The following is a 20,264-nucleotide window of genomic DNA, read 5'->3' as shown; positions in this document are numbered from 1 at the left end:
AACGTACGCCGGGGCTGGGATCAGCGGGCGTAGTACTCGACGACGAGCTGCTCGTCGCAGATCACCGGGATCTCCTTGCGGTTCGGCTCACGGTCCAGGCGGAACGCCAGGGCCTTGAGGTTCACCTGGAGGTAGCGCGGGGTCTCGCCCTCGGGGGCGAAGCCACCCTCACGGGCGATCGTGAAGAGCGTCTTCTCCTTGGAGCGGTCGCGGACCTGCACGACGTCGTCCGGACGGACACGGAAGGACGGCTTGTCGACCTTCTGGCCGTTGACCTGGATGTGGCCGTGGACGACCATCTGACGGGCCTGGTAGATGGTGCGGGCGATGCCCGAACGCAGGACCAGGGCGTCGAGACGGCGCTCGAGCTCCACGATCAGGGCCTCACCGGTCTTGCCCTGGACCTTGGACGCACGCTCGTAGGCGCGGACCAGCTGGCGCTCGGAGATGTCGTACTGCGCGCGCAGACGCTGCTTCTCCAGCAGACGGACCTTGTAGTCCGAGTTCTGCTTGCGGCCACGGCCGTGCTCACCCGGCGGGTAGGGGCGGGCCTCGAAGTACTTGACGGCCTTCGGGGTCAGCGCGATGCCGAGGGCACGCGACTTCTTGACCTTGGGGCGGGACTGGTTCGCCACTGTCTCAATCTCTTTCGTAGTGTTCGGCTCGTCAGGGTTAGGGAGGTCGCATCCGCAGCCGGGAAAACCCGCCGGGTCCCGAGGGACCTGCCGGGCAGCCGCTTCCCTGGTCTGGGCACATACGTGCAGCACGCGAGTGGCCCACCGACCGTCCCGGGACCCCGAGTGGTGGTGGGCTGCCCGCGACACCGATCGACGGTGCGCGACGCTCCTGGAGCCAGTCCGCGAGGGACCGGATCTCCGGCTGGCTGTCCCGCTCTGACAGCGCGGGACTCAGCACTTCGGGGCAGTCTACAGGGTGCTCACGAGCGCTTGCGACCGAGGTGTTTCCTGGTCCACTCGACCGCGTCGGCGTATCTGGCCTCGGTCCCGTGCCGGGTCGGGGTGTAGTACGTGCGGTCCTTCAGGGCGTCCGGGGCGTACTGCTGCTCGGCGATGCCCTCGGGCAGGTCGTGCGGGTACACGTATCCCTGCGCGTGGCCGAGCTTGGCCGCTCCCTTGTAGTGCCCGTCGCGCAGGTGGGGCGGGACCGGGCCGGCCAGGCCCGCCCGGACGTCCTCCATCGCGGCGCCGATCGCGGTGGTCGCCGCGTTGGACTTCGGGGCGAGGGCGAGCGCGATGGTGGCGTGGCTGAGGGTGAGGGCGGCCTCGGGGAAGCCGATCATGGCGACGGCCTGGGCGGCGGCGACCGCGAGGGGCAGGGCGTTCGGGTCGGCCAGGCCGATGTCCTCGCTCGCGGAGATCATCAGGCGGCGGGCGATGAAGCGGGGGTCCTCGCCGGCCTCGATCATGCGGGCCAGGTAGTGCAGGGCCGCGTCGACGTCGGAGCCCCGGATGGACTTGATGAGGGCGCTGGCGACGTCGTAGTGCTGGTCGCCGTCGCGGTCGTACTTGACCGCGGCCCGGTCGACGGTCTGCTCCAGCGTCTCCAGGCTGATCTCGCCCTCGCCCTGGTCGAGGGCGGCGCCGGCGGCGGCCTCCAGGGCGGTCAGGGCCCGGCGGGCGTCGCCGCCGGCGATGCGCAGCAGGTGCTCCGCGGTGTCGTCGGGCAGGGCGACGGCGTCCTTCAGGCCGCGCTCGTCGCTCAGGGCGCGCCCCAGCAGCCCCCGGATGTCGTCGTCGGTGAGCGGTTCGAGCGTGAGCAGGAGGGAGCGGGAGAGCAGTGGGGAGATCACCGAGAAGTAGGGGTTCTCCGTCGTGGCCGCGATCAGCGTCACCCAGCGGTTCTCGACGGCCGGGAGCAGGGAGTCCTGCTGGGCCTTGCTGAAGCGGTGGATCTCGTCCAGGAAGAGGACGGTCTCCTTGCCGAAGCCGCCGGTAGCGCGGCGGGCGCCGTCGATGACCGCGCGGACCTCCTTGACCCCCGCGGTGATCGCGGAGAGCTCCACGAAGCGTTTGTTCGTCGCCTTGGAGACGACGTACGCCAGGGTCGTCTTGCCCGTGCCCGGCGGGCCCCAGAGGATCACCGAGGAGGGCCCGGCGGGGCCGCCGGACCCCTCGCCGACCAGCCGGCGCAGCGGGGAGCCCGGTTTCAGCAGATGCTGCTGGCCCACGACCTCGTCGAGGGTGCGCGGGCGCATCCGCACCGCCAGGGGGCTGCCTGCCGGGTCCTTCTCCTGGCGTTCTTCCGCCGCTGCGGTGAAGAGGTCGGGTTCCACGCCCAAAACCCTAAATCACCGCACTGACAACCCGGCTCCGGCCGCGGGTCGGGCCGGGTCAGGCCCAGAGCTGGCTGCCCCAGCGGGTCAGGATCAGCATGGCGATGATGCCGCAGTGGGTCACCGGGATCACCCAGGTGAACTCGCCGAGGAACCGCTTCAGCCAGCCCGGCGCCGGCAGGAAGCCGTTGCGGACGTTGAACGAGGTCACGTACCAGAACATGGTGATCGTGGCGACCCAGGCCAGCGAGCACCACAGGCACAGGGCGTTGATCCGGTACAGGGACTGGAACTGGAGCCAGGTGACGAAGCAGACACCGAAGAGCGTGCCGAAGTTGAAGGTCAGCCAGTACCAGCGCGGGAAGCGGGCGCGGCCCAGCAGGCTCATGCCGACGCAGACGACGATGCCGTAGCAGACCAGGCCCAGCCAGGGGTTCGGGAAGCCGAAGGCGGCCGCCTGCTTGCTCTCCATGACGCTGCCGCAGGACACGATCGGGTTCACGCTGCAGCCCGGCGTGAACGTCTTCCCCGCGATCTTCGCTTCGAGGAGCTTGTTCTTGTCGAGCGTGATGACCCAGGCCGCCAGCAGACCGGCCGCGCCGGTGATCACCAGCAGCAGGGCGAAGGCGCGGCTGCCGCCCACCGTGCGGGGGGCGTCGGCGGGACGCTCGGACCCGGGATCTGTGGAGACGTCTTTGACTGTCGTCTTGCTCATCCGCCGATTCCGTCGCTTGAGACTTGGACCAACTTCGGGCACGGGTCATTGTGCCGCACGCGCATGTGTGTCCACCGTTCGAAGGACATAAGGAGGTACGCACGGTGGTCACGGACCGTTCGGTTCCGGCCGGGGTCCGAGGGCATGACAGCACACGCGAACGAACCCGCGGTGGACGTCCGGGGCTGCACGAGCGGTACGGGGGCAGGACCGCCGTCGACGGGCTCGACCTGGGAATCCTGCGCGGTGAGGTGTTCGGCCTGCTCGGGCCACCACGGTGGAGATCCTCCGGGGCAACCGGTCCCGGGACGCCGACGAGGTGTCCGTCCTCGGCACGGCCCCGGCGACGGGCCCGCGCGCGTGGAGGTCCCGGGTGGGAATCGTCCGGCAGGACGAATCGGCGCCCGCGGAGTTGACGGTCCGCGAGACGGTGCGGCACTTCACCCGCTCCTACCCGCGCCCGCGGGACCCGAAGGAGGTCATCGGCCCGGTCGGCCTGGAGGACGAGGCCGACAGCCGGATCAAGGCCCTCTCCGGCGGCCAGCGGCGCCGCCTGGACGAGCCGACCACCGGCTTCGACCCGGCCGCCCGCCGCCGGTTCCGGGACCTGATCCGCCTCCTCGCCGACCGCCTCGCCGTCGGATCTTCGGCAAGTCGGGGGGCCGGCGCGATGCGTCACGGACTGCTGGAGCAGTGAAGCGAGAGGGGCGCCGGAGAGACCTCCGGCGCCCCTCTCACCGTTCGGCTAGCCCAGCCGGGACTGCAGTTCGGCCAGGATCCCGTCCACCGCGATCGCCGTCTGCTCGCCGGACTCCATGTCCTTGAGCTGGACGACGCCCTCGGCGAGGTCGCGCTCGCCGGCCACGAGGGCGTAGCGGGCGCCACTGCGGTTGGCGTTCTTCATGGCGCCCTTCAGGCCCTTGCCGCCGTACGAGAAGTCCGCCGCGACCCCGGCCTTGCGCAGCTCGGTGACCTTCGCGAACAGCAGCCGGCGGGCCTCCTCGCCGAGCGGGACGGCGTAGACCGACGTGGTGGACGGCAGGGCCAGCTGCACGCCCTCCGCCTGAAGGGCGAGGACCGTGCGGTCGACACCCAGGGCCCAGCCGACGGAGGGCAGCGCGGGGCCGCCGATCATCTCGGACAGACCGTCGTAGCGGCCGCCGCCGCCCACCGCGGACTGCGAGCCCAGACCGTCGTGCACGAACTCGAACGTGGTGCGGGTGTAGTAGTCCAGGCCGCGCACCAGCTTCGGGTCGTCCTCGAAGGCCACGCCCGCGTCGGTCAGCAGTTCACGGACCTCCTCGTGGTACGCCTTGCAGGCGTCGCACAGGTAGTCGCGCAGCAGCGGAGCGCCCGTGAGCTGCTTCTGGACCGACTCGCGCTTGTCGTCGAGGACGCGCAGCGGGTTGATCTCCGCGCGGCGCAGGGTGTCCTCGTCGAGGTCCATGCCGCGCAGGAAGTCCTGGAGCGCGGTCCGGTACACCGGCCGGCACTCCCGGTCGCCCAGGCTGTTCAGCAGGATGCGGAAGTTGCTGAGGCCCAGCGAGCGGTACGCCTGGTCGGCCAGGATGATCAGCTCGGCGTCGACCGCCGGGTCCTCCACGCCGAGCGCCTCGGCGCCGACCTGGGAGAAGTGCCGGTAACGGCCCTTCTGCGGACGCTCGTAGCGGTAGTACGAGCCGGAGTACCAGAGCTTGACCGGGAGGTTGCCCGACTTGTGCAGGTTGGCTTCGAGAGCCGCGCGCAGCACGGAGGCCGTTCCCTCAGGGCGCAGCGCGAGCCTGTCGCCGCCCTTGGTCTCGAAGGCGTACATCTCCTTGGTGACGATGTCGGTGGACTCGCCGACACCGCGCGCGAAGAGCTCGACGTTCTCGAAGCCGGGTGTCTCGATGTAGCCGTAACCCGAGTTGCGCAGCGGAGCGGCGATCGCCTCGCGCACGGCGAGGTACGTGGCGGAGTCCGGCGGAATCAGGTCGTAGGTGCCCTTGGGGGCCTGGAAGGTACTCACGGAAGGCTCTCTCGTCACATTCCTCGTCGGGGAGCGGTGTTCGCGTCCGCGCCGTGCACGTGACGGTCTGCCGCCACCTGCCGCAGATAGGGGTTGGTGGCGCGCTCCTGGCCGATGGTCGTCTGGGGGCCGTGGCCGGACAGCACCACGGTGGAGTCGTCGAGCGGCAGGCACACACGGGCCAGCGACTCGACCATGTCCGCCATGGATCCGCCCGGCAGGTCGGTGCGTCCGATGGAGCCGGCGAACAGCAGATCCCCGGAGAAGAACACCGACGGGACGTCGGCGGTCTCGGGCATCCGGAAGGTCACCGACCCCTTGGTATGGCCCGGCGCGTGCGCGACGGAGAACTCCATTCCGGCCAGGTCGAGGCTGGTGCCGTCGGTCAGCTCGCGGACGTCGTCCGGCTCCCCCACGGTCAGCTCGCCCATCAGCGGCATGCCGATCGACCGGCCGAGCGCCTTCTCGGGGTCGCTCATCATGAACCGGTCCTCGGGGTGGATCCAGGCGGGTACGTCATGGGCCCCGCAGACCGGGACGACCGAGGCCACGTGATCGATGTGGCCGTGGGTGAGGACGACGGCGACGGGCTTGAGCCGATGCTTCTTCAGTGCTTCCTCGACGCCTTCGGCGGCCTGGTGGCCCGGGTCGATGATCACGCACTCCTCACCGGGGGCGGGGGCGACGAGGTAACAGTTCGTCCCCCAGGCCCCGGCGGGGAACCCGGCAATGAGCACGATCGTCCTTCGTTGTGTCGATGGGGTACGGCTTGCGGACGGCTCGCGGAGGGCTTGCCGGCGGCGTCAGCCGCAGTCAGAGCCTACCGGCGCTGCCGTTTCCTCAGCGAACCCATATACGGTACGGGGCACACGCGGCGGTCGGCCCACGAGAAGCACGCAGCCGCACGCGTACCGGTCGACACACGACACGCATGAGGAGAGAACCCGGTGGTCAGCCAGGAGCAGCGGCGGCGTCAGCTCGCCCGGGAGAAGTTCTTGCGGCAGCAGCAGCGGCGCACCCAGGCGCGCCGCAAGGCTCGTATGCGCAACTCCGTGATCGCGTCGGTACTGGGCGTGATCGTGATCGGCAGCGTCGCGCTCTACACGACGGGCGTGATGAAGGGCGGCGACGACAAGAAGGACAGCGCCGCCAGCGTCACGCCCAGCGCCACGCCGACCAGCAAGGCTCCGGACCCGTGCGCGAAGCCCGCGGCCGGCTCGGCGAAGAAGCTGAGCTGGAAGAAGGAGCCGGCGATGACGATCGACACGTCGGCGAACTACGGCATGAAGCTCGCGACGACGTGCGGTGACATCGACATCGCGCTGAAGACGGCGGCGGCCCCGCACACGGTGAACTCGTTCGACTTCCTGGCCGGCCAGGGCTACTTCGACCACACCAAGTGCCACCGTCTGACGACGGACGGCATCTTCGTGCTCCAGTGCGGCGACCCGCAGGGCACCGGCATGGGCGGGCCGGGCTACACGCTCCCGGACGAGAACCTGAAGGACAAGAGCCTGAAGGGCAACAAGTACCCGGCGGGCACGGTGGCGATGGCCAACACCGGCCAGAAGCACACCGGCGGCAGCCAGTTCTTCCTGGTCTACAAGGACAGCCCGCTGCCGCCCAGCTACACGCCCTTCGGCACCGTCTCGGACGCGGGCATGAAGGTGCTGCAGAAGATCGCCGCGGCCGGCGCCCAGGCGGCCGACCCGACCTCGGGCAACACCGCGCCGAACGCGACCGTCGTGATCAACAAGGCGACCGTGTCGAAGTCCTGACACATTCCTGAAGACCAAGACGGCCAGCTGCGGAATTTCGGTCGCGCTGGATGCGGACAGGCCGCCCGCCGGTCGCCTATGTTGGCCGTGACGAAACTGTGGACGATGCCCGGGGCCCGAAACCCCCCGCCAGGCATCATGTGGAGGAGGCGCTGTGAGCAGCGACCCGTGGGGCCGCGTCGACGAGACGGGGACCGTGTACGTGCGTACGGCCGACGGTGAGCAGGTCGTCGGTTCCTGGGCGGCAGGCTCCCCCGAGGAGGCGCTTGCCTACTTCGAGCGCAAGTACGAGGGCCTGGTTGTCGAGATCGGCCTCCTCGAGAAGCGAGTGCAGACCACCGACCTGTCGGCGAAGGACGCCCAGACCGCGATCGACCACCTGCGCGAGCAGGTGGACGCGCACCACGCGGTCGGCGACCTGGCCGCCCTGCGCGAGCGGCTGGACAAGCTCGTGAAGACCGTCGAGTCGCGCCGCGAGGAGCGCAAGCAGCAGCGGGCCAAGCAGTCCGACGAGGCCCGCAAGGCCAAGGAGGACCTGGTCGTCGAGGCGGAGCAGCTGGCGCAGTCCGACCAGTGGCGGGCCGCCGGTGAGCGGCTGCGGTCCCTGGTGGACACCTGGAAGGGTCTGCCGCGCCTGGACCGCAAGTCCGACGACGAGCTGTGGCACCGCTTCTCGCACGCGCGGTCGGCGTTCTCCAAGCGGCGCAAGGCGCACTTCGCGCAGCTGGACGCGCAGCGCGAGGAGGCCCGCCAGATCAAGGAGCGGCTGGTCGCCGAGGCCGAGTCGCTGTCGGGGTCGACGGACTGGGGTCCGACGGCGGCCCGCTACCGCGAGCTGATGGCGGAGTGGAAGGCCGCGGGCCGCGCCCAGCGCGAGCACGAGGACGACCTGTGGAACCGCTTCCGCGGCGCCCAGGACGTCTTCTTCGCCGCGCGCAGCTCGGTGTTCGCCGAGCGGGACGCGGAGCAGTCCGAGAACCTGAAGCTGAAGGAGGAGCTGGCCGGGGAGGCCGAGAAGCTCCTGCCGATCGGCGACCTGAAGGCCGTGCGGGCCGCGTTCCGCTCGATCAACGAGCGCTGGGAGGCCATCGGCCATGTCCCGCGGGACGCGCGGCCGAAGGTCGAGGGCCGGATGCACGCCGTCGAGCGGGCGATCCAGGAGGCCGAGGAGACCGAGTGGCGCCGGACCAACCCGGAGGCACGCGCGCGTGCCGAGGGTCTGACCGGTCAGCTCCAGGCCGCCGTGGACAAGCTGAAGGCGCAGATCGAGCAGGCCCGCGCCCAGGGCAACAGCTCCAAGGCCGACAAGCTGGAGCGCGAGCTGGAGGGCCGCCAGGCGCTCCTGGACCAGGCCCTGAAGGGCCTCCAGGAGTTCGGCGGCTGATCTCCCCGCTGCTTACGTGAAAGGGCCCCGTACGCGCGTACGGGGCCCTTTCGGCTGTCCGTGAGTCCGTGAGTGTGACGACGGCCTGTCGGCTACGACCGGCTGCGTCCCGACGTCACGCGGTACACGTCGTACACGCCCTCCACGCCCCGTACGGCCTTCAGGACATGACCGAGGTGCTTCGGGTCGCCCATCTCGAAGGTGAACCGGGAGGTGGCCACGCGGTCGCGGGAGGTCTGGACGGCCGCGGAGAGGATGTTGACGTGCTGGTCGGACAGGACGCGTGTGACGTCCGACAGCAGCCGGGAGCGGTCCAGCGCCTCGACCTGTATGGCGACCAGGAAGACCGAGGACTGGGTGGGCGCCCACTCGACGTCGAGGATGCGTTCCGGTTCGCGCGAGAGCGACTCGACGTTGACGCAGTCGCTGCGGTGAACCGATACGCCGCTGCCGCGCGTGACGAAGCCGATGATCGGGTCGCCGGGCACGGGCGTGCAGCAGCGGGCCAGCTTGACCCACACGTCGTCGACGCCCTTGACGACGACACCCGGGTCGGCGCTGGAGCGGCGCTTGCGGCCCCGGCTGCGGGACGGCGGGACCGTCTCGTCGATCTCCTCGGTGGCCGCCTCCTCGCCGCCGAGGGCCTGGACGAGCTTCTGCACGATGTTCTGCGCGGAGACGTGTCCCTCGCCGATCGCCGCGTACAGCGCGGAGATGTCGGAGTAGCGCATCTCGTGCGCGAGCGTGACGAGGGAGTCGCCGGTGAGGATGCGCTGGATCGGCAGGTTCTGCTTGCGCATCGCCCGGACGATCGCGTCCTTGCCCTGCTCGATCGCCTCGTCCCGGCGCTCCTTGGAGAACCAGGCGCGGATCTTGTTGCGGGCGCGGGGCGACTTGACGAAGCCCAGCCAGTCCCGGGACGGCCCGGCGCCGGGCGCCTTGGAGGTGAAGACCTCCACCAAGTCGCCGTTGTCCAGGGTGGATTCGAGCGGTACGAGCCTGCCGTTGACCCGCGCTCCTATGGTGCGGTGGCCGACCTCGGTGTGGACGGCGTACGCGAAGTCGACCGGGGTGGCCCCGGCCGGGAGCGCTATGACGTCGCCCTTGGGGGTGAAGACGAAGACCTCGTTGCGCGACAGGTCGAAGCGCAGGGACTCCAGGAACTCGCCCGGGTCCTCGGTCTCCTTCTGCCAGTCGAGCAACTGCCGCAGCCACGCCATGTCGTTGATGGCGTCCTTGTCCTTGCCGGAGGCCTTGGGCACGTCGGTGCGCACCTTGGAGGCGCCGGCCACGGCCTCCTGCTTGTACTTCCAGTGCGCGGCGATGCCGTACTCGGCGCGGCGGTGCATGTCGAAGGTGCGGATCTGCAGCTCGACCGGCTTGCCGTTGGGTCCGATGACCGTCGTGTGCAGCGACTGGTACATGTTGAACTTGGGCATCGCGATGTAGTCCTTGAACCGGCCGGGGACCGGGTTCCATCGCGCGTGCACGGTGCCGAGGGCGGCGTAGCAGTCGCGGACCGTGTCGACCAGGACACGGATGCCCACCAGGTCGTAGATCTCCGCGAAGTCACGGCCGCGGACGATCATCTTCTGGTAGACGCTGTAGTAGTGCTTCGGGCGGCCGGTGACGGTCGCCTTGATGCGGGCGGCGCGCAGGTCGGCCTGGACCTCGTCGGTCACTATCGCGAGGTATTCGTCGCGCTTCGGCGCCCGCTCGGCCACCAGACGCACGATCTCGTCGTACATCTTGGGGTAGAGGATCGCGAACGCGAGGTCCTCCAGCTCCCACTTGATGGTGTTCATGCCGAGGCGGTGGGCGAGCGGAGCGTAGATCTCCAGCGTCTCGCGCGCCTTCTTCTCCTGCTTCTCGCGCTTGAGGTAGCGCATGGTGCGCATGTTGTGCAGGCGGTCGGCGAGCTTGATGACCAGGACGCGCGGGTCCTTGGCCATCGCCACGACCATCTTGCGCACGGTCTCGGCCTGCGCGGCCTCGCCGAACTTGACCTTGTCCAGCTTGGTGACGCCGTCGACGAGCAGCGTGACCACGTCGCCGAAGTCGCGGCGCAGGTCCTCCAGGCCGTACTCGGTGTCCTCGACGGTGTCGTGCAGCAGGCCGGCCATCAGCGTGGCCGGGTCCATGCCCAGCTCGGCGAGGATCGTGGTCACGGCGAGGGGATGCGTGATGTACGGGTCGCCGCTCTTGCGCTTCTGGCCGCGGTGCCAGCGCTCGGCGACCTGGTAGGCGCGCTCGATCTGGCGGAGCGTGGCGTTCTCGATCTTGGGGTCGTTGCTGCGCACTATCCGCAGCAGCGGCTCCAGGACCGGGTTGTACGGGTTGGCGCGCTGCACGCCGAGGCGGGCCAGGCGGGCGCGGACGCGGTTGGAGGAGCCGGTGCGCGCGCTCTGGACGGCGGGCTGGCGCACCACGGGCGGCTGCACCGGGCGCTCGGGCGGGGCCGGCTTGGGACGGGTGGCCTCGGCAGCCTTCTCGACGGGCGCGGACTGGGCGTGCTCGATCGGCCCGCGGGTGTCGTTCTTCGCGTCGGACGCGTTCGGCGCGGGCTTGGCCGCGGGCGCCGAGCCGGGCTCGGGCTTGGCGGCGGTCAGTGGCTGGGCCTCGTCTGGCAAGAGGACTCCTCGTGCGCGATCCGGGTCCCCCGGTCAGGCTCCGGAGACCCCATGGTAGCGATCCTGCGGCTGGTCATCGCCCTCAGGCCGCCGAGAGGACCGTCTACCAGGCAAACACCGGCGGCCGCCGCCGGATTCCGGGAGGTGGATGGCGGGTGTGCGGTGGGAGTGCGGAAGGTGGCCGGGAAGCGGTCGTCGCGGGCGTCCGCCGCATGCGTACGGCCGGCCCGGAGCGGTGCCGGGACGGCCGTACGACGAACGGGCGGGGCCTGTCAGACCTGGAGCAGTGCCTCCAGCGGGGCCTTCGCGAGGGCCGGTGCCAGGCGGGCGCGGGCGTCGAGGAAGCCCAGCTCCATGAGGACGGCCAGGCCCGAGACCTGGGCGCCGGCGCGCTGGATGAGGTGGATCGCGGCCTCGGCCGTACCGCCGGTCGCGAGGACGTCGTCCACGATCAGGACGCGGTCGCCGGAGGTCAGGTCCTCGGCGTGCACCTCGATCTCGGCCGAGCCGTACTCCAGGTCGTAGGCCTGGCGCAGGGTCGCGCCGGGCAGCTTGCCCGCCTTGCGGACCGGGACGAAGCCGAGGCCCGCGCGGACGGCGACCGGGGCACCGAGGATGAAGCCCCGGGCCTCCAGGCCGACGATCTTGGTGGCGCCGGTGTTGGCCGCGATCTCGGCGAGCGCGTCCGTGAGCGCCGTGAAGGCGGCCGGATCCGCGAGGAGCGGGGTGATGTCCTTGAACATCACGCCCGGCTCGGGGTAGTCGGCGACGTCGCGGATACGGCTGAGCAGCAGCTCCTGAATGTCGGTCATCGTCGCTTCCCGGAGGGTCGGCCGCGGCCGCGGGTGCGGGACGCGGGCTGGTTGCGGGGGCCCACGACGGCGGGGGCGGTGTCATCGTCGTCGTCCACCGCGGTGGCGCGGCCGGCCGCGAGGTCCTCCTCGGCGGCGGCCTGGGCGCGCTTGGCCAGGACCCGCTTCCTGAGGGCCTTCATCGCGGGCTCGCGCTCCTTGAGGTCGGCGACGAGCGGCGTGGCGATGAAGATCGAGGAGTAGGCACCGGCCGCGAGGCCGACGAACAGCGACAGCGAGATGTCGTTCAGCGTGCCCGCGCCGAGGAAGCCGCCGCCGATGAACAGCAGGCCGGCGACCGGCAGCAGGGCGACGACCGTGGTGTTGATGGAGCGGACCAGGGTGCCGTTGATCGACAGGTTGGCGATGTCGCTGTAGGTGAAGCGGGTCTGCTTGGTGATGTCCTTCGTCTGCTCCTTGAGGCTGTCGAAGACGACGACCGTGTCGTAGAGCGAGTAACCGAGGATGGTGAGCAGACCGATGACCGTACCGGGCGTGACCTCGAAGCCGACCAGGGCGTAGATGCCGGTCGTGATGGTGATGTCGTGGATCAGCGCGACGAGGGCCGCGACGGCCATGCGCCACTCGAAGGCGATGGCCAGGTAGATCACGACGAGCACCATGAAGATCGCCAGGCCCTCCCAGGCCTTGTCGGCGATCTGCTGGCCCCAGCTCGGACCGACCAGGTCGGCGGCGAGCTTCTCCGGGTTGACGTTCAGGTCCTTGGCCAGGTCCTGCTTGATCTTGTCGGACTGGCCGGTGTCGATGCCGGCGATCTGGATGCGCAGGCTGCCGTTGCCGAGCTTCTGCACGATCGCCTCATGACCGGAGGCGTCCTTGGCGTACGTCTCCGCCTGGGTGACCGAGGCACTCATCCCGGTCGGCGTGGTGAAGACCGCACCGCCCTTGAACTCGATGCCCATGTTCAGCCCGCGCACCGCCAGGCCGAGGATGGCCGTGATGGTGATCAGGATGGAGACGCCGTACCAGATCTTGCGCTTGCCGACGAAGTCGTACGAGATCTCGCCGCGGTGCAGTCGAGCGCCGAGGTTGCCGAGTTTCGACATCGCTCAGGCCTCCTTCGGGTCGACAGGGCCGGCGGCGGGACCGGCGGGACGGCGGGTGCGGCGCAGCGGCGCCTTGGCACCCAGGCTCTTCGGGTCGAGACCGGACCACTTGTGGCCGTTCGAGAAGAACGGGCGGCGGGCGAGGAGCGTCATCAGCGGCTTGGTGAAGAGGAAGACGACGACGACGTCGAGCACGGTGGTCAGGCCGAGTGTGAACGCGAAGCCCTGCACCTTGCCGACGGTGACGATGAACAGGACGGCGGCGGCGAGGAACGACACGAAGTCGGAGACGAGGACGGTGCGCCGGGCGCGCGGCCAGGCCCGCTCGACGGCGGGGCGCAGCGAGCGGCCCTCGCGGATCTCGTCCCGGATGCGTTCGAAGTAGACGATGAACGAGTCGGCGGTGATACCGATGGCGACGATGGCACCGCAGACGGCCGGCAGATTCAGCGCGAAGCCGATGGCCGGGCCCAGCAACGACATGATCACGTAGGTGAGGATGCCGGAGACCAGCAGCGAGGCCATCGCGACGAGCGACAGACCGCGGTAGTAGACCACCAGATAGATCACGACCAGCGCGAGACCGATCGCGCCGGCGAGCAGACCGGCGTGCAGCTGCTCACCGCCGAGGGCCGCGGTGACGGTCGTGACCGACTGCTCCTGGAACGACAGCGGCAGGGCGCCGTACGACAGCATGTTGGAGAGGCTCTGGGCCTCCTGCTGGGTGAAGCTGCCGGAGATCTCCGCCTGGCCGCCGGTGATGGCGTTCTGCACGAACGGGCTGGAGACGACGTCGCCGTCGAGCACGATGGCGAACTCGTTCTGCGGGGACTGCTTCTTCGCCAGCGTGCCGGTGACGTCGGCGAACTTCTTGGCACCGCCGGAGGTGAAGGTCATCTGGACCTGCCAGCCGGAGGCGCCCTGGGTGTCGAACACGGCCTGCGCCTTCGACACCTCGGTGCCGTCCACGGCGACCGGGCCGAGCACGTACTTGTACCAGGTGCCGCGGATCTGGCCGCAGGCCACGGTGGGGTCACCGGGCTTGGCGTTCTTGCCGGCGTTGGCGCGGTCCGCGGGCTTGGTGCAGTTCAGCGCCGCGTACTGGGCCTGGAGCTTGGCGCCGTCCGCGGCGGCACCGCTCGCTGAGGCCGACGGGGTGGCCGACGCCTTGGGGCTGCCGGAGGCGGACGTGCTCGGCGAGGGAGTGGAGCCGGCCTTCAGCGCGTCGGTGACGGCGCGGCCCTGGGAGGTCGCGGAGGACGTCGGGGACGCGGAGGAGCCGGAGGAGGCCTTCTGCTTGGACGAGGAGCTCGCGGAGGGGCTGGTGCTCGCGCCCGGCTTCGGCGAGGAGCCACCGCTGGAGGAGGCGCTCGGCGAGGGGCTCGCGGTGGCGGCGCTGGGCTCGCTGGCCAGGACCGGCCGGAAGTACAGCTTGGCCGTGGTGCCGACCTGCTGCTGGGCCTCCTTGGAGTTGGTGCCCTTGGGGATGTTGACGATGATGTTGTCGTTCCCCTGGGTCTGCACCTCCGCTTCGGAGACGCCGAGACCGTTGACGCGGCGGTTCATGATGTCGACCGCGGTGTCCATGTTGGCCTTGTTGATCGCGGACCCCTGGTCGGCCTTCGCCTTGAGCGTGATGCTCGTACCACCGGCGAGGTCGATGCCGAGACGCGGAGTGGTGTGCCCGGAGAGGAACATGCCTCCGGTGAGCGCCACGATGGCGATCAGGATGAGGGCCAGCGAGCGCCCTGGCTTGCTCTGGGCGCTCGCGCTCCGGCCCCTCTTAGGTGCTGCCACCTTCTCGTACTCCCTCTCGGGCCGCCCCGCGCCCGGTCGGCGCGGTCGGCCATGACATGGTGTCGGGCTCCCGTGAAACAGACGCGCCCGGTGGTGCGCGGCGTGATTATGCCGCGTGGCGCACCACCGGGGCGTGACTACTTCGCGTCGGAGTCGCCGTCGGTCTTCTTCGGCTCGTCGTCGGCCTTGGCCTCGGCGGCCTCCGCCGCGTCGGTGCCGTCCTCGGCAACGTCCTTCTTACCGAGGTCGACGGCCTTGTCGTCGGAGGCGGCGGCAGCGGGCGAGTCGGCCTCGTCGGCCTCGGTGAGGGAGGACGCGTCGTCCGGGACGATGTCGGCGTCGGACTTCAGGTCGTGCTCGATGCCGTGGACGATGCGGTTGTACTCGTCGTCGGTGAGGACGGCGCCGATCGCGTTCTTGGCGAAGAGGAGCTCGACGCCGGGACCGGCGTCGAGGAGGACCGCGTCCTCCTGGACCTCCTTGACCGTCGCGTACATCCCCCCGATCGTGCGGACACCGGAGCCGGGCTGCATCTCGTTCCGCATGCTGGCGGCCTGCTGCTGCTTCTTCTTGGCCGAACGTGTCATCAGGAACATGGCCGCGATGAGCACGATGAAGGGGAGAAGGGTAAAGGCATTCACGGGACGGAATTTCCTTCGCGCGACCGCGACGGACAGCGGCCTGTTGACGGGGGTGGTGTGGTCGGCGCCGCCCACAAGGGCGGCATCGGCGGAGTCTAAGCGAGTCCGCGTGCATGGAACAACGCTCAGCATGGCACCTGGGTTCCTGCTCCGGCCACAATGCGCTCGCCGTCACCGCGTGGTCACAGCTCCCCCGGCGCCCCGGCGGCGCCGTCACCGGGCCGTCAGGACCCGAACAGGTCCTGTTGTCCGCTTCCCCCGGCCGACCCGCGCGGCGGGGTCAGGCCGAGGTGCGCCCAGGCGGCGGGCGTGGCGACCCGGCCCCGCGGGGTGCGGGCGAGCAGGCCCTCCCGGACGAGGAACGGTTCGGCGACCTCTTCGACGGTCTCCCGCTCCTCCCCCACCGCGACGGCGAGCGTGGACAGACCGACCGGGCCGCCGCCGAACAGCTTCAGCAGGGCTTCGAGGACGGCGCGGTCCAGCCGGTCGAGACCGCGCGCGTCGACCTCGTACACGGCGAGGGCGGCTCCGGCGATCTCCCGGGTGATCAGACCGTCCGCCTTGACCTGGGCGTAGTCGCGGACGCGGCGCAGCAGGCGGTTGGCGATACGGGGCGTGCCGCGGGAGCGCCCGGCGACCTCGGCGGCGCCGTCCGGCTCGATCTCCACGTCGAGCAGGCCGGCCGAGCGGTGCACGACGCGCTCCAGCTCGTGCGGCTCGTAGAACTCCATGTGCGCGGTGAAACCGAAGCGGTCGCGCAGCGGGGGCGGCAGCAGGCCCGCGCGCGTGGTGGCGCCGACCAGGGTGAACGGGGGCAGTTCGATCGGGATGGCGGTGGCGCCGGGGCCCTTGCCGACGATGACGTCGACGCGGAAGTCCTCCATCGCCATGTACAGCATCTCCTCGGCGGGCCGGGACATGCGGTGGATCTCGTCGAGGAAGAGGACCTCGCCCTCCTGGAGGGAGGAGAGGATCGCCGCGAGGTCGCCGGCGTGCTGGATGGCGGGACCCGAGGTGATGCGGATGGGGGCGCCCATCTCGGCCGCGATGATCATCGACAGCGTGGTCTTGCCGAGGCCGGGCGCGCCGGAGAGCAGCACGTGGTCGGCGGTGGCTCCGCGCGCGCGTGCGGCGCGCAGCACGAGGTCGAGCTGTTCGCGGACCTTCTCCTGGCCGATGAACTCGCCGAGGTCCTTCGGGCGCAGGGCGGCCTCGACGGCCTGGTCCTCCCGGTCGGCGGACGCACCGACGAGCCGCTCGGCGGCGGGGGTGTCGGTGGTGTCGTCCCAGTTCATATGCGTGTGCCTCGATCGTCGTCGGTCAGCGTCGCGGGTCAGCGGGCGCGGTTCAGGGTCTGGAGGGCGGACTTCAGCAGCAGACCGACCTGCGGGGGCCCGCCCGCGGCCTCGGCCTGCGGGGCCACGGCGACGACGGCCTCGTCGGCCTCGCGGGTGGCGTAGCCGAGGCCGATCAGGGCCGCGTGCAGCTGGTCGCGCCAGCCCTGGGTGACCGGCGCGCCGACCACGGGGGCGCCGATCGGCTCGCCGAGCCGGTCCTTCAGCTCCAGCAGCAGCTTCTGCGCTCCCTTCTTGCCGATGCCGGGGACGGCGGTCAGTGCCTTCTCGTCACCGGTGGCCACGGCACGGCGCAGCGCGTCCGGGGTGTGCACGGCGAGCATCGCCTGGGCCAGGCGCGGACCGACGCCGCTCGCGGTCTGGAGCAGCTCGAAGACCTGGCGCTCGTCGTCGGCGGCGAAGCCGTACAGGGTCAGCGAGTCCTCACGGACCACGAGGGAGGTGTGCAGTTTGGCGGGCTGGCCCGTGCGGAGCGTGGACAGGGTGTTCGGCGTGCACTGGACGGCCATGCCGACGCCGCCGACCTCGACGACCGCGGCGTCGGGGGCGAGCGCGGCGACCGTGCCGCTGACGAAGGCGATCATGCCGTTCGGCCTTTCGTTGCCTGGGCTTTCGCTGCCGGAGCGTTTGTTGCCGGAGCGTTTGTTGCCGGAGCGTTCGTCGCGTGGAGGGAGTGGCGGGCGACGGCCTGTTGGAGCCGGTTCTGGGCGGGGGCGCGCCAGATGTGGCAGATGGCGAGCGCGAGGGCGTCGGCGGCGTCGGCGGGCTTGGGCGGCGCGGCGAGCCGGAGCAGCCGGGTGACCATGGCTCCGACCTGCGCCTTGTCGGCCCGCCCACTACCGGTGACGGCCGCCTTGACCTCGCTCGGGGTGTGCAGGGCGACGGGGATGCCGCGGCGGGCGGCGCACAGCATGGCGACGGCGCTGGCCTGGGCGGTGCCCATCACGGTGCGGACGTTGTGCTGGCTGAAGACGCGCTCGACGGCGACGAACTCGGGCCGGTACTCGTCCAGCCACTGCTCGATGCCCTCTTCGACGGCGAGCAGCCGGTGACTGAGCTCGGCGTCCGCGGCGGTCCGCACGACGCCGACGCCGAGCATGGTGAGCGGCCGGCCCGCGGCCCCCTCGACGACGCCGACACCGCACCGCGTCAGTCCGGGGTCCACCCCCAGTACCCGCACCGCGCCCCCCTCCCGTCGATCGCCTGTTTGTGCAGGCTATCGGTTGCCACTGACAACGCCCCGCACCAGCGCCCGGTACGGCGACGGGCCGACGGGTTGTCCCGTCGGCCCGTGAAACCTGCCGAGCCCGTGCGGCCCGCGGCGGCGCTTACGCGTCGACCTTCTCCATGACCTCGTCGCTGACGTCGAAGTTGGCGAAGACGTTCTGCACGTCGTCGCTGTCCTCCAGCGCGTCGATCAGCTTGAAGATCTTCTTGGCGCCGTCCTCGTCCAGCTCGACCTGCATGGTCGGGACGAAGTTGGCCTCGGCGGAGTCGTAGTCGATCCCGGCGTCCTGGAGGGCGGTGCGGACCGCGACCAGGTCGGTGGCCTCGCTGAGCACCTCGAAGGACTCGCCGAGGTCGTTGACCTCCTCGGCGCCCGCGTCCAGGACGGCGCCGAGCACGTCGTCCTCGGTCAGCTCGCCCTTGGGGACGATCACGACGCCCTTGCGGTTGAACAGGTACGACACCGAGCCCGGGTCGGCCATGTTGCCGCCGTTGCGGGTCATGGCGACGCGGACGTCGGAGGCCGCGCGGTTGCGGTTGTCGGTGAGGCACTCGATGAGCACCGCGACGCCGTTCGGCCCGTAGCCCTCGTACATGATCGTCTCGTAGTCGGCACCGCCGGCCTCAAGACCGCCACCGCGCTTGATCGCGGAGTCGATGTTCTTGTTCGGGACGGACTGCTTCTTCGCCTTCTGGACGGCGTCGTAGAGCGTCGGGTTGCCGTCGAGGTCGACGCCGCCCATGCGTGCGGCGACCTCGATGTTCTTGATCAGCTTCGCGAAGAGCTTGCCGCGCTTGGCGTCGATCACGGCCTTCTTGTGCTTCGTCGTAGCCCATTTAGAGTGGCCGGACATCTGCCTGTCTCCTTCGCGTAACCCTCTACATAACGAACGCCAGAGATCCTACAAGGACTCGGCCGTACGGTTCGCGCGCACCATGTCCACGAACAGGGAGTGCACGCGGTGGTCGCCGGTCAGTTCCGGGTGGAACGACGTGGCGAGCACGTTGCCCTGGCGGACGGCGACGATGTGGCCGTCGTGCTCGGCGAGCACCTCGGCACCGGCGCCCACCGACTCCACCCAGGGGGCGCGGATGAAGACGCCCTCCACAGGATCGCCCGCGACGCCTCGCACGTCGACCGCGGCCTCGAAGGACTCGTTCTGGCGGCCGAAGGCGTTGCGGCGCACGATCATGTCGATGCCGCCGATGGTCTCCTGGCCCGAGCGCGGGTCGAGGATCTTGTCGGCCAGCATGATCATGCCCGCGCAGGTGCCGTAGACGGGCATGCCGTCCCGCACGCGCGCGCGGAGGGGCTCCATCACTCCGAAGAGGACGGCCAGCTTGGAGATGGTGGTGGACTCGCCGCCGGGCAGCACGAGGGCGTCGACCTCGGCGAGTTCCTCGGGGCGCCGCACCGGCCTGGCCACGGCGTCCGCCGCGGCCAGGGCGATGAGGTGCTCCCGTACGTCGCCCTGGAGGGCCAGGACGCCTATGACGGGGGTGTTCATGTGTGTCGGTGCCTTACCAGCCGCGGTTCGCGTAGCGCTCGGCCTCGGGGAGGGTGTCGCAATTGATGCCGACCATGGCCTCGCCGAGGTTGCGGGAGGCGTCCGCGATGATCTTCGGGTCGTCGTAGAAGGTCGTGGCCTTCACGATGGCGGCGGCACGCTTGGCCGGGTCGCCGGACTTGAAGATGCCGGAGCCGACGAAGACGCCCTCGGCGCCGAGCTGGCGCATCAGGGCGGCGTCGGCCGGGGTGGCCACGCCGCCGGCGGAGAAGAGGACCACCGGGAGCTTGCCGAGCTCGGCGACCTCCTTGACCAGCTCGAACGGCGCGCGCAGCTCCTTGGCGGCGGCGTAGATCTCGTTGTTGTCGCAACCGCGCAGCTTGGCGATCTCGCCCTTGATCTGGCGCAGGTGGCGAACGGCCTCGACGACGTTGCCGGTGCCGGCCTCGCCCTTGGAGCGGATCATCGCGGCGCCCTCGGCGATGCGGCGCAGGGCCTCGCCCAGGTTGGTGGCACCACAGACGAACGGGGTGGTGAAGGCCCACTTGTCGGAGTGGTTGACCTCGTCGGCCGGGGTGAGGACCTCGGACTCGTCGATGTAGTCGACACCGAGGGACTGGAGGACCTGGGCCTCGACGAAGTGGCCGATGCGGGACTTGGCCATGACCGGGATGGAGACGGCGTCGATGATGCCCTCGATCATGTCCGGGTCGGACATGCGGGCCACCCCGCCGTCCTTGCGGATGTCGGCCGGGACCCGCTCCAGGGCCATGACCGCGACCGCGCCCGCGTCCTCGGCGATCTTCGCCTGCTCCGGCGTGACGACGTCCATGATCACGCCGCCCTTGAGCTGCTCGGCCATGCCGCGCTTCACGCGCGCGGTGCCGGTCTCGGGAGCCTGGTTCTCGGTGGTGGACACGGGTGACCTCACTGAAGGGAAGAGGGTTACTGCCTCACCGAGGAAACGTGAATGGACCAGGCCACAGCAAGAGCCAATGAGAAGCCGGTGG

At 70.4% G+C, this 20,264-nt stretch carries 19 protein-coding genes; 3 read left to right on the top strand and 16 right to left on the bottom strand.

Annotated elements, in window-relative coordinates; all coding sequences use genetic code 11:
* Positions 1 to 20: 20 nt before the first annotated feature.
* The 3 genes from rpsD to ACZ4MF_RS33345 all read right to left on the bottom strand — a co-directional run bounded on the left by rpsD (position 21) and on the right by ACZ4MF_RS33345 (position 3,008).
* Entirely contained in the window at positions 21 to 635 is a 615-nt protein-coding gene (rpsD, locus tag ACZ4MF_RS33355; protein WP_031161776.1) for a 30S ribosomal protein S4, read from the bottom strand.
* Positions 636 to 937: 302 nt separating this feature from the next.
* The gene (locus ACZ4MF_RS33350; RefSeq protein ID WP_467495969.1) at positions 938 to 2,293 is read right to left on the bottom strand and encodes a replication-associated recombination protein A; all 1,356 of its coding nucleotides are present in this window, start codon (positions 2,291 to 2,293) and stop codon (positions 938 to 940) included.
* Positions 2,294 to 2,351: 58 nt separating this feature from the next.
* Positions 2,352 to 3,008 carry a vitamin K epoxide reductase family protein gene (locus ACZ4MF_RS33345; RefSeq protein WP_467495968.1) on the bottom strand — a complete coding sequence of 219 codons (657 nt, stop codon included), beginning with the start codon at positions 3,006 to 3,008 and terminating at the stop codon, positions 2,352 to 2,354.
* Positions 3,009 to 3,285: 277 nt separating this feature from the next.
* Here ACZ4MF_RS33345 and ACZ4MF_RS33340 point away from each other — a divergent pair, with 277 nt between their 5' ends.
* The gene (locus ACZ4MF_RS33340; protein WP_467495966.1) at positions 3,286 to 3,705 is read left to right on the top strand and encodes an ATP-binding cassette domain-containing protein; all 420 of its coding nucleotides are present in this window, start codon (positions 3,286 to 3,288) and stop codon (positions 3,703 to 3,705) included.
* A 48-nt stretch (positions 3,706 to 3,753) separates the two neighbouring features.
* On the opposite strand, the gene hisS is transcribed toward ACZ4MF_RS33340, so the two are convergent.
* On the bottom strand, positions 3,754 to 5,016 hold the full coding sequence (gene hisS, locus ACZ4MF_RS33335; RefSeq protein WP_467495964.1) for a histidine--tRNA ligase: 1,263 nt from the start codon (positions 5,014 to 5,016) through the stop codon (positions 3,754 to 3,756).
* 14 nt (positions 5,017 to 5,030) lie between these two features.
* The gene (locus ACZ4MF_RS33330) at positions 5,031 to 5,753 is read right to left on the bottom strand and encodes an MBL fold metallo-hydrolase (RefSeq protein ID WP_467495962.1); all 723 of its coding nucleotides are present in this window, start codon (positions 5,751 to 5,753) and stop codon (positions 5,031 to 5,033) included.
* A gap of 210 nt (positions 5,754 to 5,963) precedes the next feature.
* On the opposite strand from ACZ4MF_RS33330, the gene ACZ4MF_RS33325 reads away from it, so the two are divergent.
* Both ACZ4MF_RS33325 and ACZ4MF_RS33320 read left to right on the top strand, forming a co-directional pair.
* Positions 5,964 to 6,794, top strand: a complete 831-nt coding sequence (locus ACZ4MF_RS33325; protein ID WP_467495960.1) for a peptidylprolyl isomerase — start codon at positions 5,964 to 5,966, stop codon at positions 6,792 to 6,794.
* A 154-nt stretch (positions 6,795 to 6,948) separates the two neighbouring features.
* Positions 6,949 to 8,178, top strand: a complete 1,230-nt coding sequence (locus tag ACZ4MF_RS33320; RefSeq protein WP_467495958.1) for a DUF349 domain-containing protein — start codon at positions 6,949 to 6,951, stop codon at positions 8,176 to 8,178.
* A gap of 92 nt (positions 8,179 to 8,270) precedes the next feature.
* Here the strand turns inward: ACZ4MF_RS33320 and relA are convergent, their stop codons facing one another.
* The 11 genes from relA to pdxS all read right to left on the bottom strand — a co-directional run bounded on the left by relA (position 8,271) and on the right by pdxS (position 20,173).
* Positions 8,271 to 10,808 (bottom strand): GTP pyrophosphokinase, encoded by a 2,538-nt coding sequence (gene relA / locus ACZ4MF_RS33315; RefSeq protein ID WP_467495956.1) that lies wholly within the window; start codon positions 10,806 to 10,808, stop codon positions 8,271 to 8,273.
* Positions 10,809 to 11,080: 272 nt separating this feature from the next.
* The gene (locus ACZ4MF_RS33310; RefSeq protein ID WP_467495954.1) at positions 11,081 to 11,620 is read right to left on the bottom strand and encodes an adenine phosphoribosyltransferase; all 540 of its coding nucleotides are present in this window, start codon (positions 11,618 to 11,620) and stop codon (positions 11,081 to 11,083) included.
* A complete protein-coding gene (gene secF, locus ACZ4MF_RS33305; RefSeq protein WP_467495952.1) occupies positions 11,617 to 12,726 on the bottom strand; it encodes a protein translocase subunit SecF in 1,110 nt (369 codons plus the stop codon). Before secF ends, ACZ4MF_RS33310 begins: the two co-directional genes overlap by 4 nt.
* 3 nt (positions 12,727 to 12,729) lie before the next feature.
* A complete protein-coding gene (gene secD, locus ACZ4MF_RS33300) occupies positions 12,730 to 14,523 on the bottom strand; it encodes a protein translocase subunit SecD (protein WP_467495950.1) in 1,794 nt (597 codons plus the stop codon).
* Between the two features lie 137 nt (positions 14,524 to 14,660).
* Positions 14,661 to 15,164 (bottom strand): preprotein translocase subunit YajC, encoded by a 504-nt coding sequence (gene yajC, locus ACZ4MF_RS33295; RefSeq protein WP_467495948.1) that lies wholly within the window; start codon positions 15,162 to 15,164, stop codon positions 14,661 to 14,663.
* A gap of 224 nt (positions 15,165 to 15,388) precedes the next feature.
* Positions 15,389 to 16,459 carry a Holliday junction branch migration DNA helicase RuvB gene (gene ruvB / locus ACZ4MF_RS33290; protein WP_467495946.1) on the bottom strand — a complete coding sequence of 357 codons (1,071 nt, stop codon included), beginning with the start codon at positions 16,457 to 16,459 and terminating at the stop codon, positions 15,389 to 15,391.
* A 38-nt stretch (positions 16,460 to 16,497) separates the two neighbouring features.
* Positions 16,498 to 17,103 carry a Holliday junction branch migration protein RuvA gene (ruvA, locus tag ACZ4MF_RS33285; protein WP_467495944.1) on the bottom strand — a complete coding sequence of 202 codons (606 nt, stop codon included), beginning with the start codon at positions 17,101 to 17,103 and terminating at the stop codon, positions 16,498 to 16,500.
* Complete coding sequence (gene ruvC / locus ACZ4MF_RS33280) at positions 17,100 to 17,699, bottom strand: crossover junction endodeoxyribonuclease RuvC (RefSeq protein ID WP_467495942.1); 600 nt, start codon at positions 17,697 to 17,699, stop codon at positions 17,100 to 17,102. The genes ruvA and ruvC overlap by 4 nt, the downstream gene beginning before the upstream one ends.
* A gap of 148 nt (positions 17,700 to 17,847) precedes the next feature.
* Complete coding sequence (locus ACZ4MF_RS33275; RefSeq protein WP_467495940.1) at positions 17,848 to 18,600, bottom strand: YebC/PmpR family DNA-binding transcriptional regulator; 753 nt, start codon at positions 18,598 to 18,600, stop codon at positions 17,848 to 17,850.
* A gap of 48 nt (positions 18,601 to 18,648) precedes the next feature.
* Positions 18,649 to 19,254 (bottom strand): pyridoxal 5'-phosphate synthase glutaminase subunit PdxT, encoded by a 606-nt coding sequence (pdxT, locus tag ACZ4MF_RS33270; RefSeq protein WP_356022004.1) that lies wholly within the window; start codon positions 19,252 to 19,254, stop codon positions 18,649 to 18,651.
* Between the two features lie 13 nt (positions 19,255 to 19,267).
* Positions 19,268 to 20,173 (bottom strand): pyridoxal 5'-phosphate synthase lyase subunit PdxS, encoded by a 906-nt coding sequence (pdxS, locus tag ACZ4MF_RS33265; RefSeq protein ID WP_071378264.1) that lies wholly within the window; start codon positions 20,171 to 20,173, stop codon positions 19,268 to 19,270.
* Positions 20,174 to 20,264 lie beyond the last annotated feature (91 nt).

This window comes from Streptomyces sp. NPDC025793 (genome assembly GCF_055558375.1).
The sequence above is the reverse complement of the archived record's forward strand: the minus strand, read 5'-3'. Positions and strand labels throughout refer to the sequence as shown.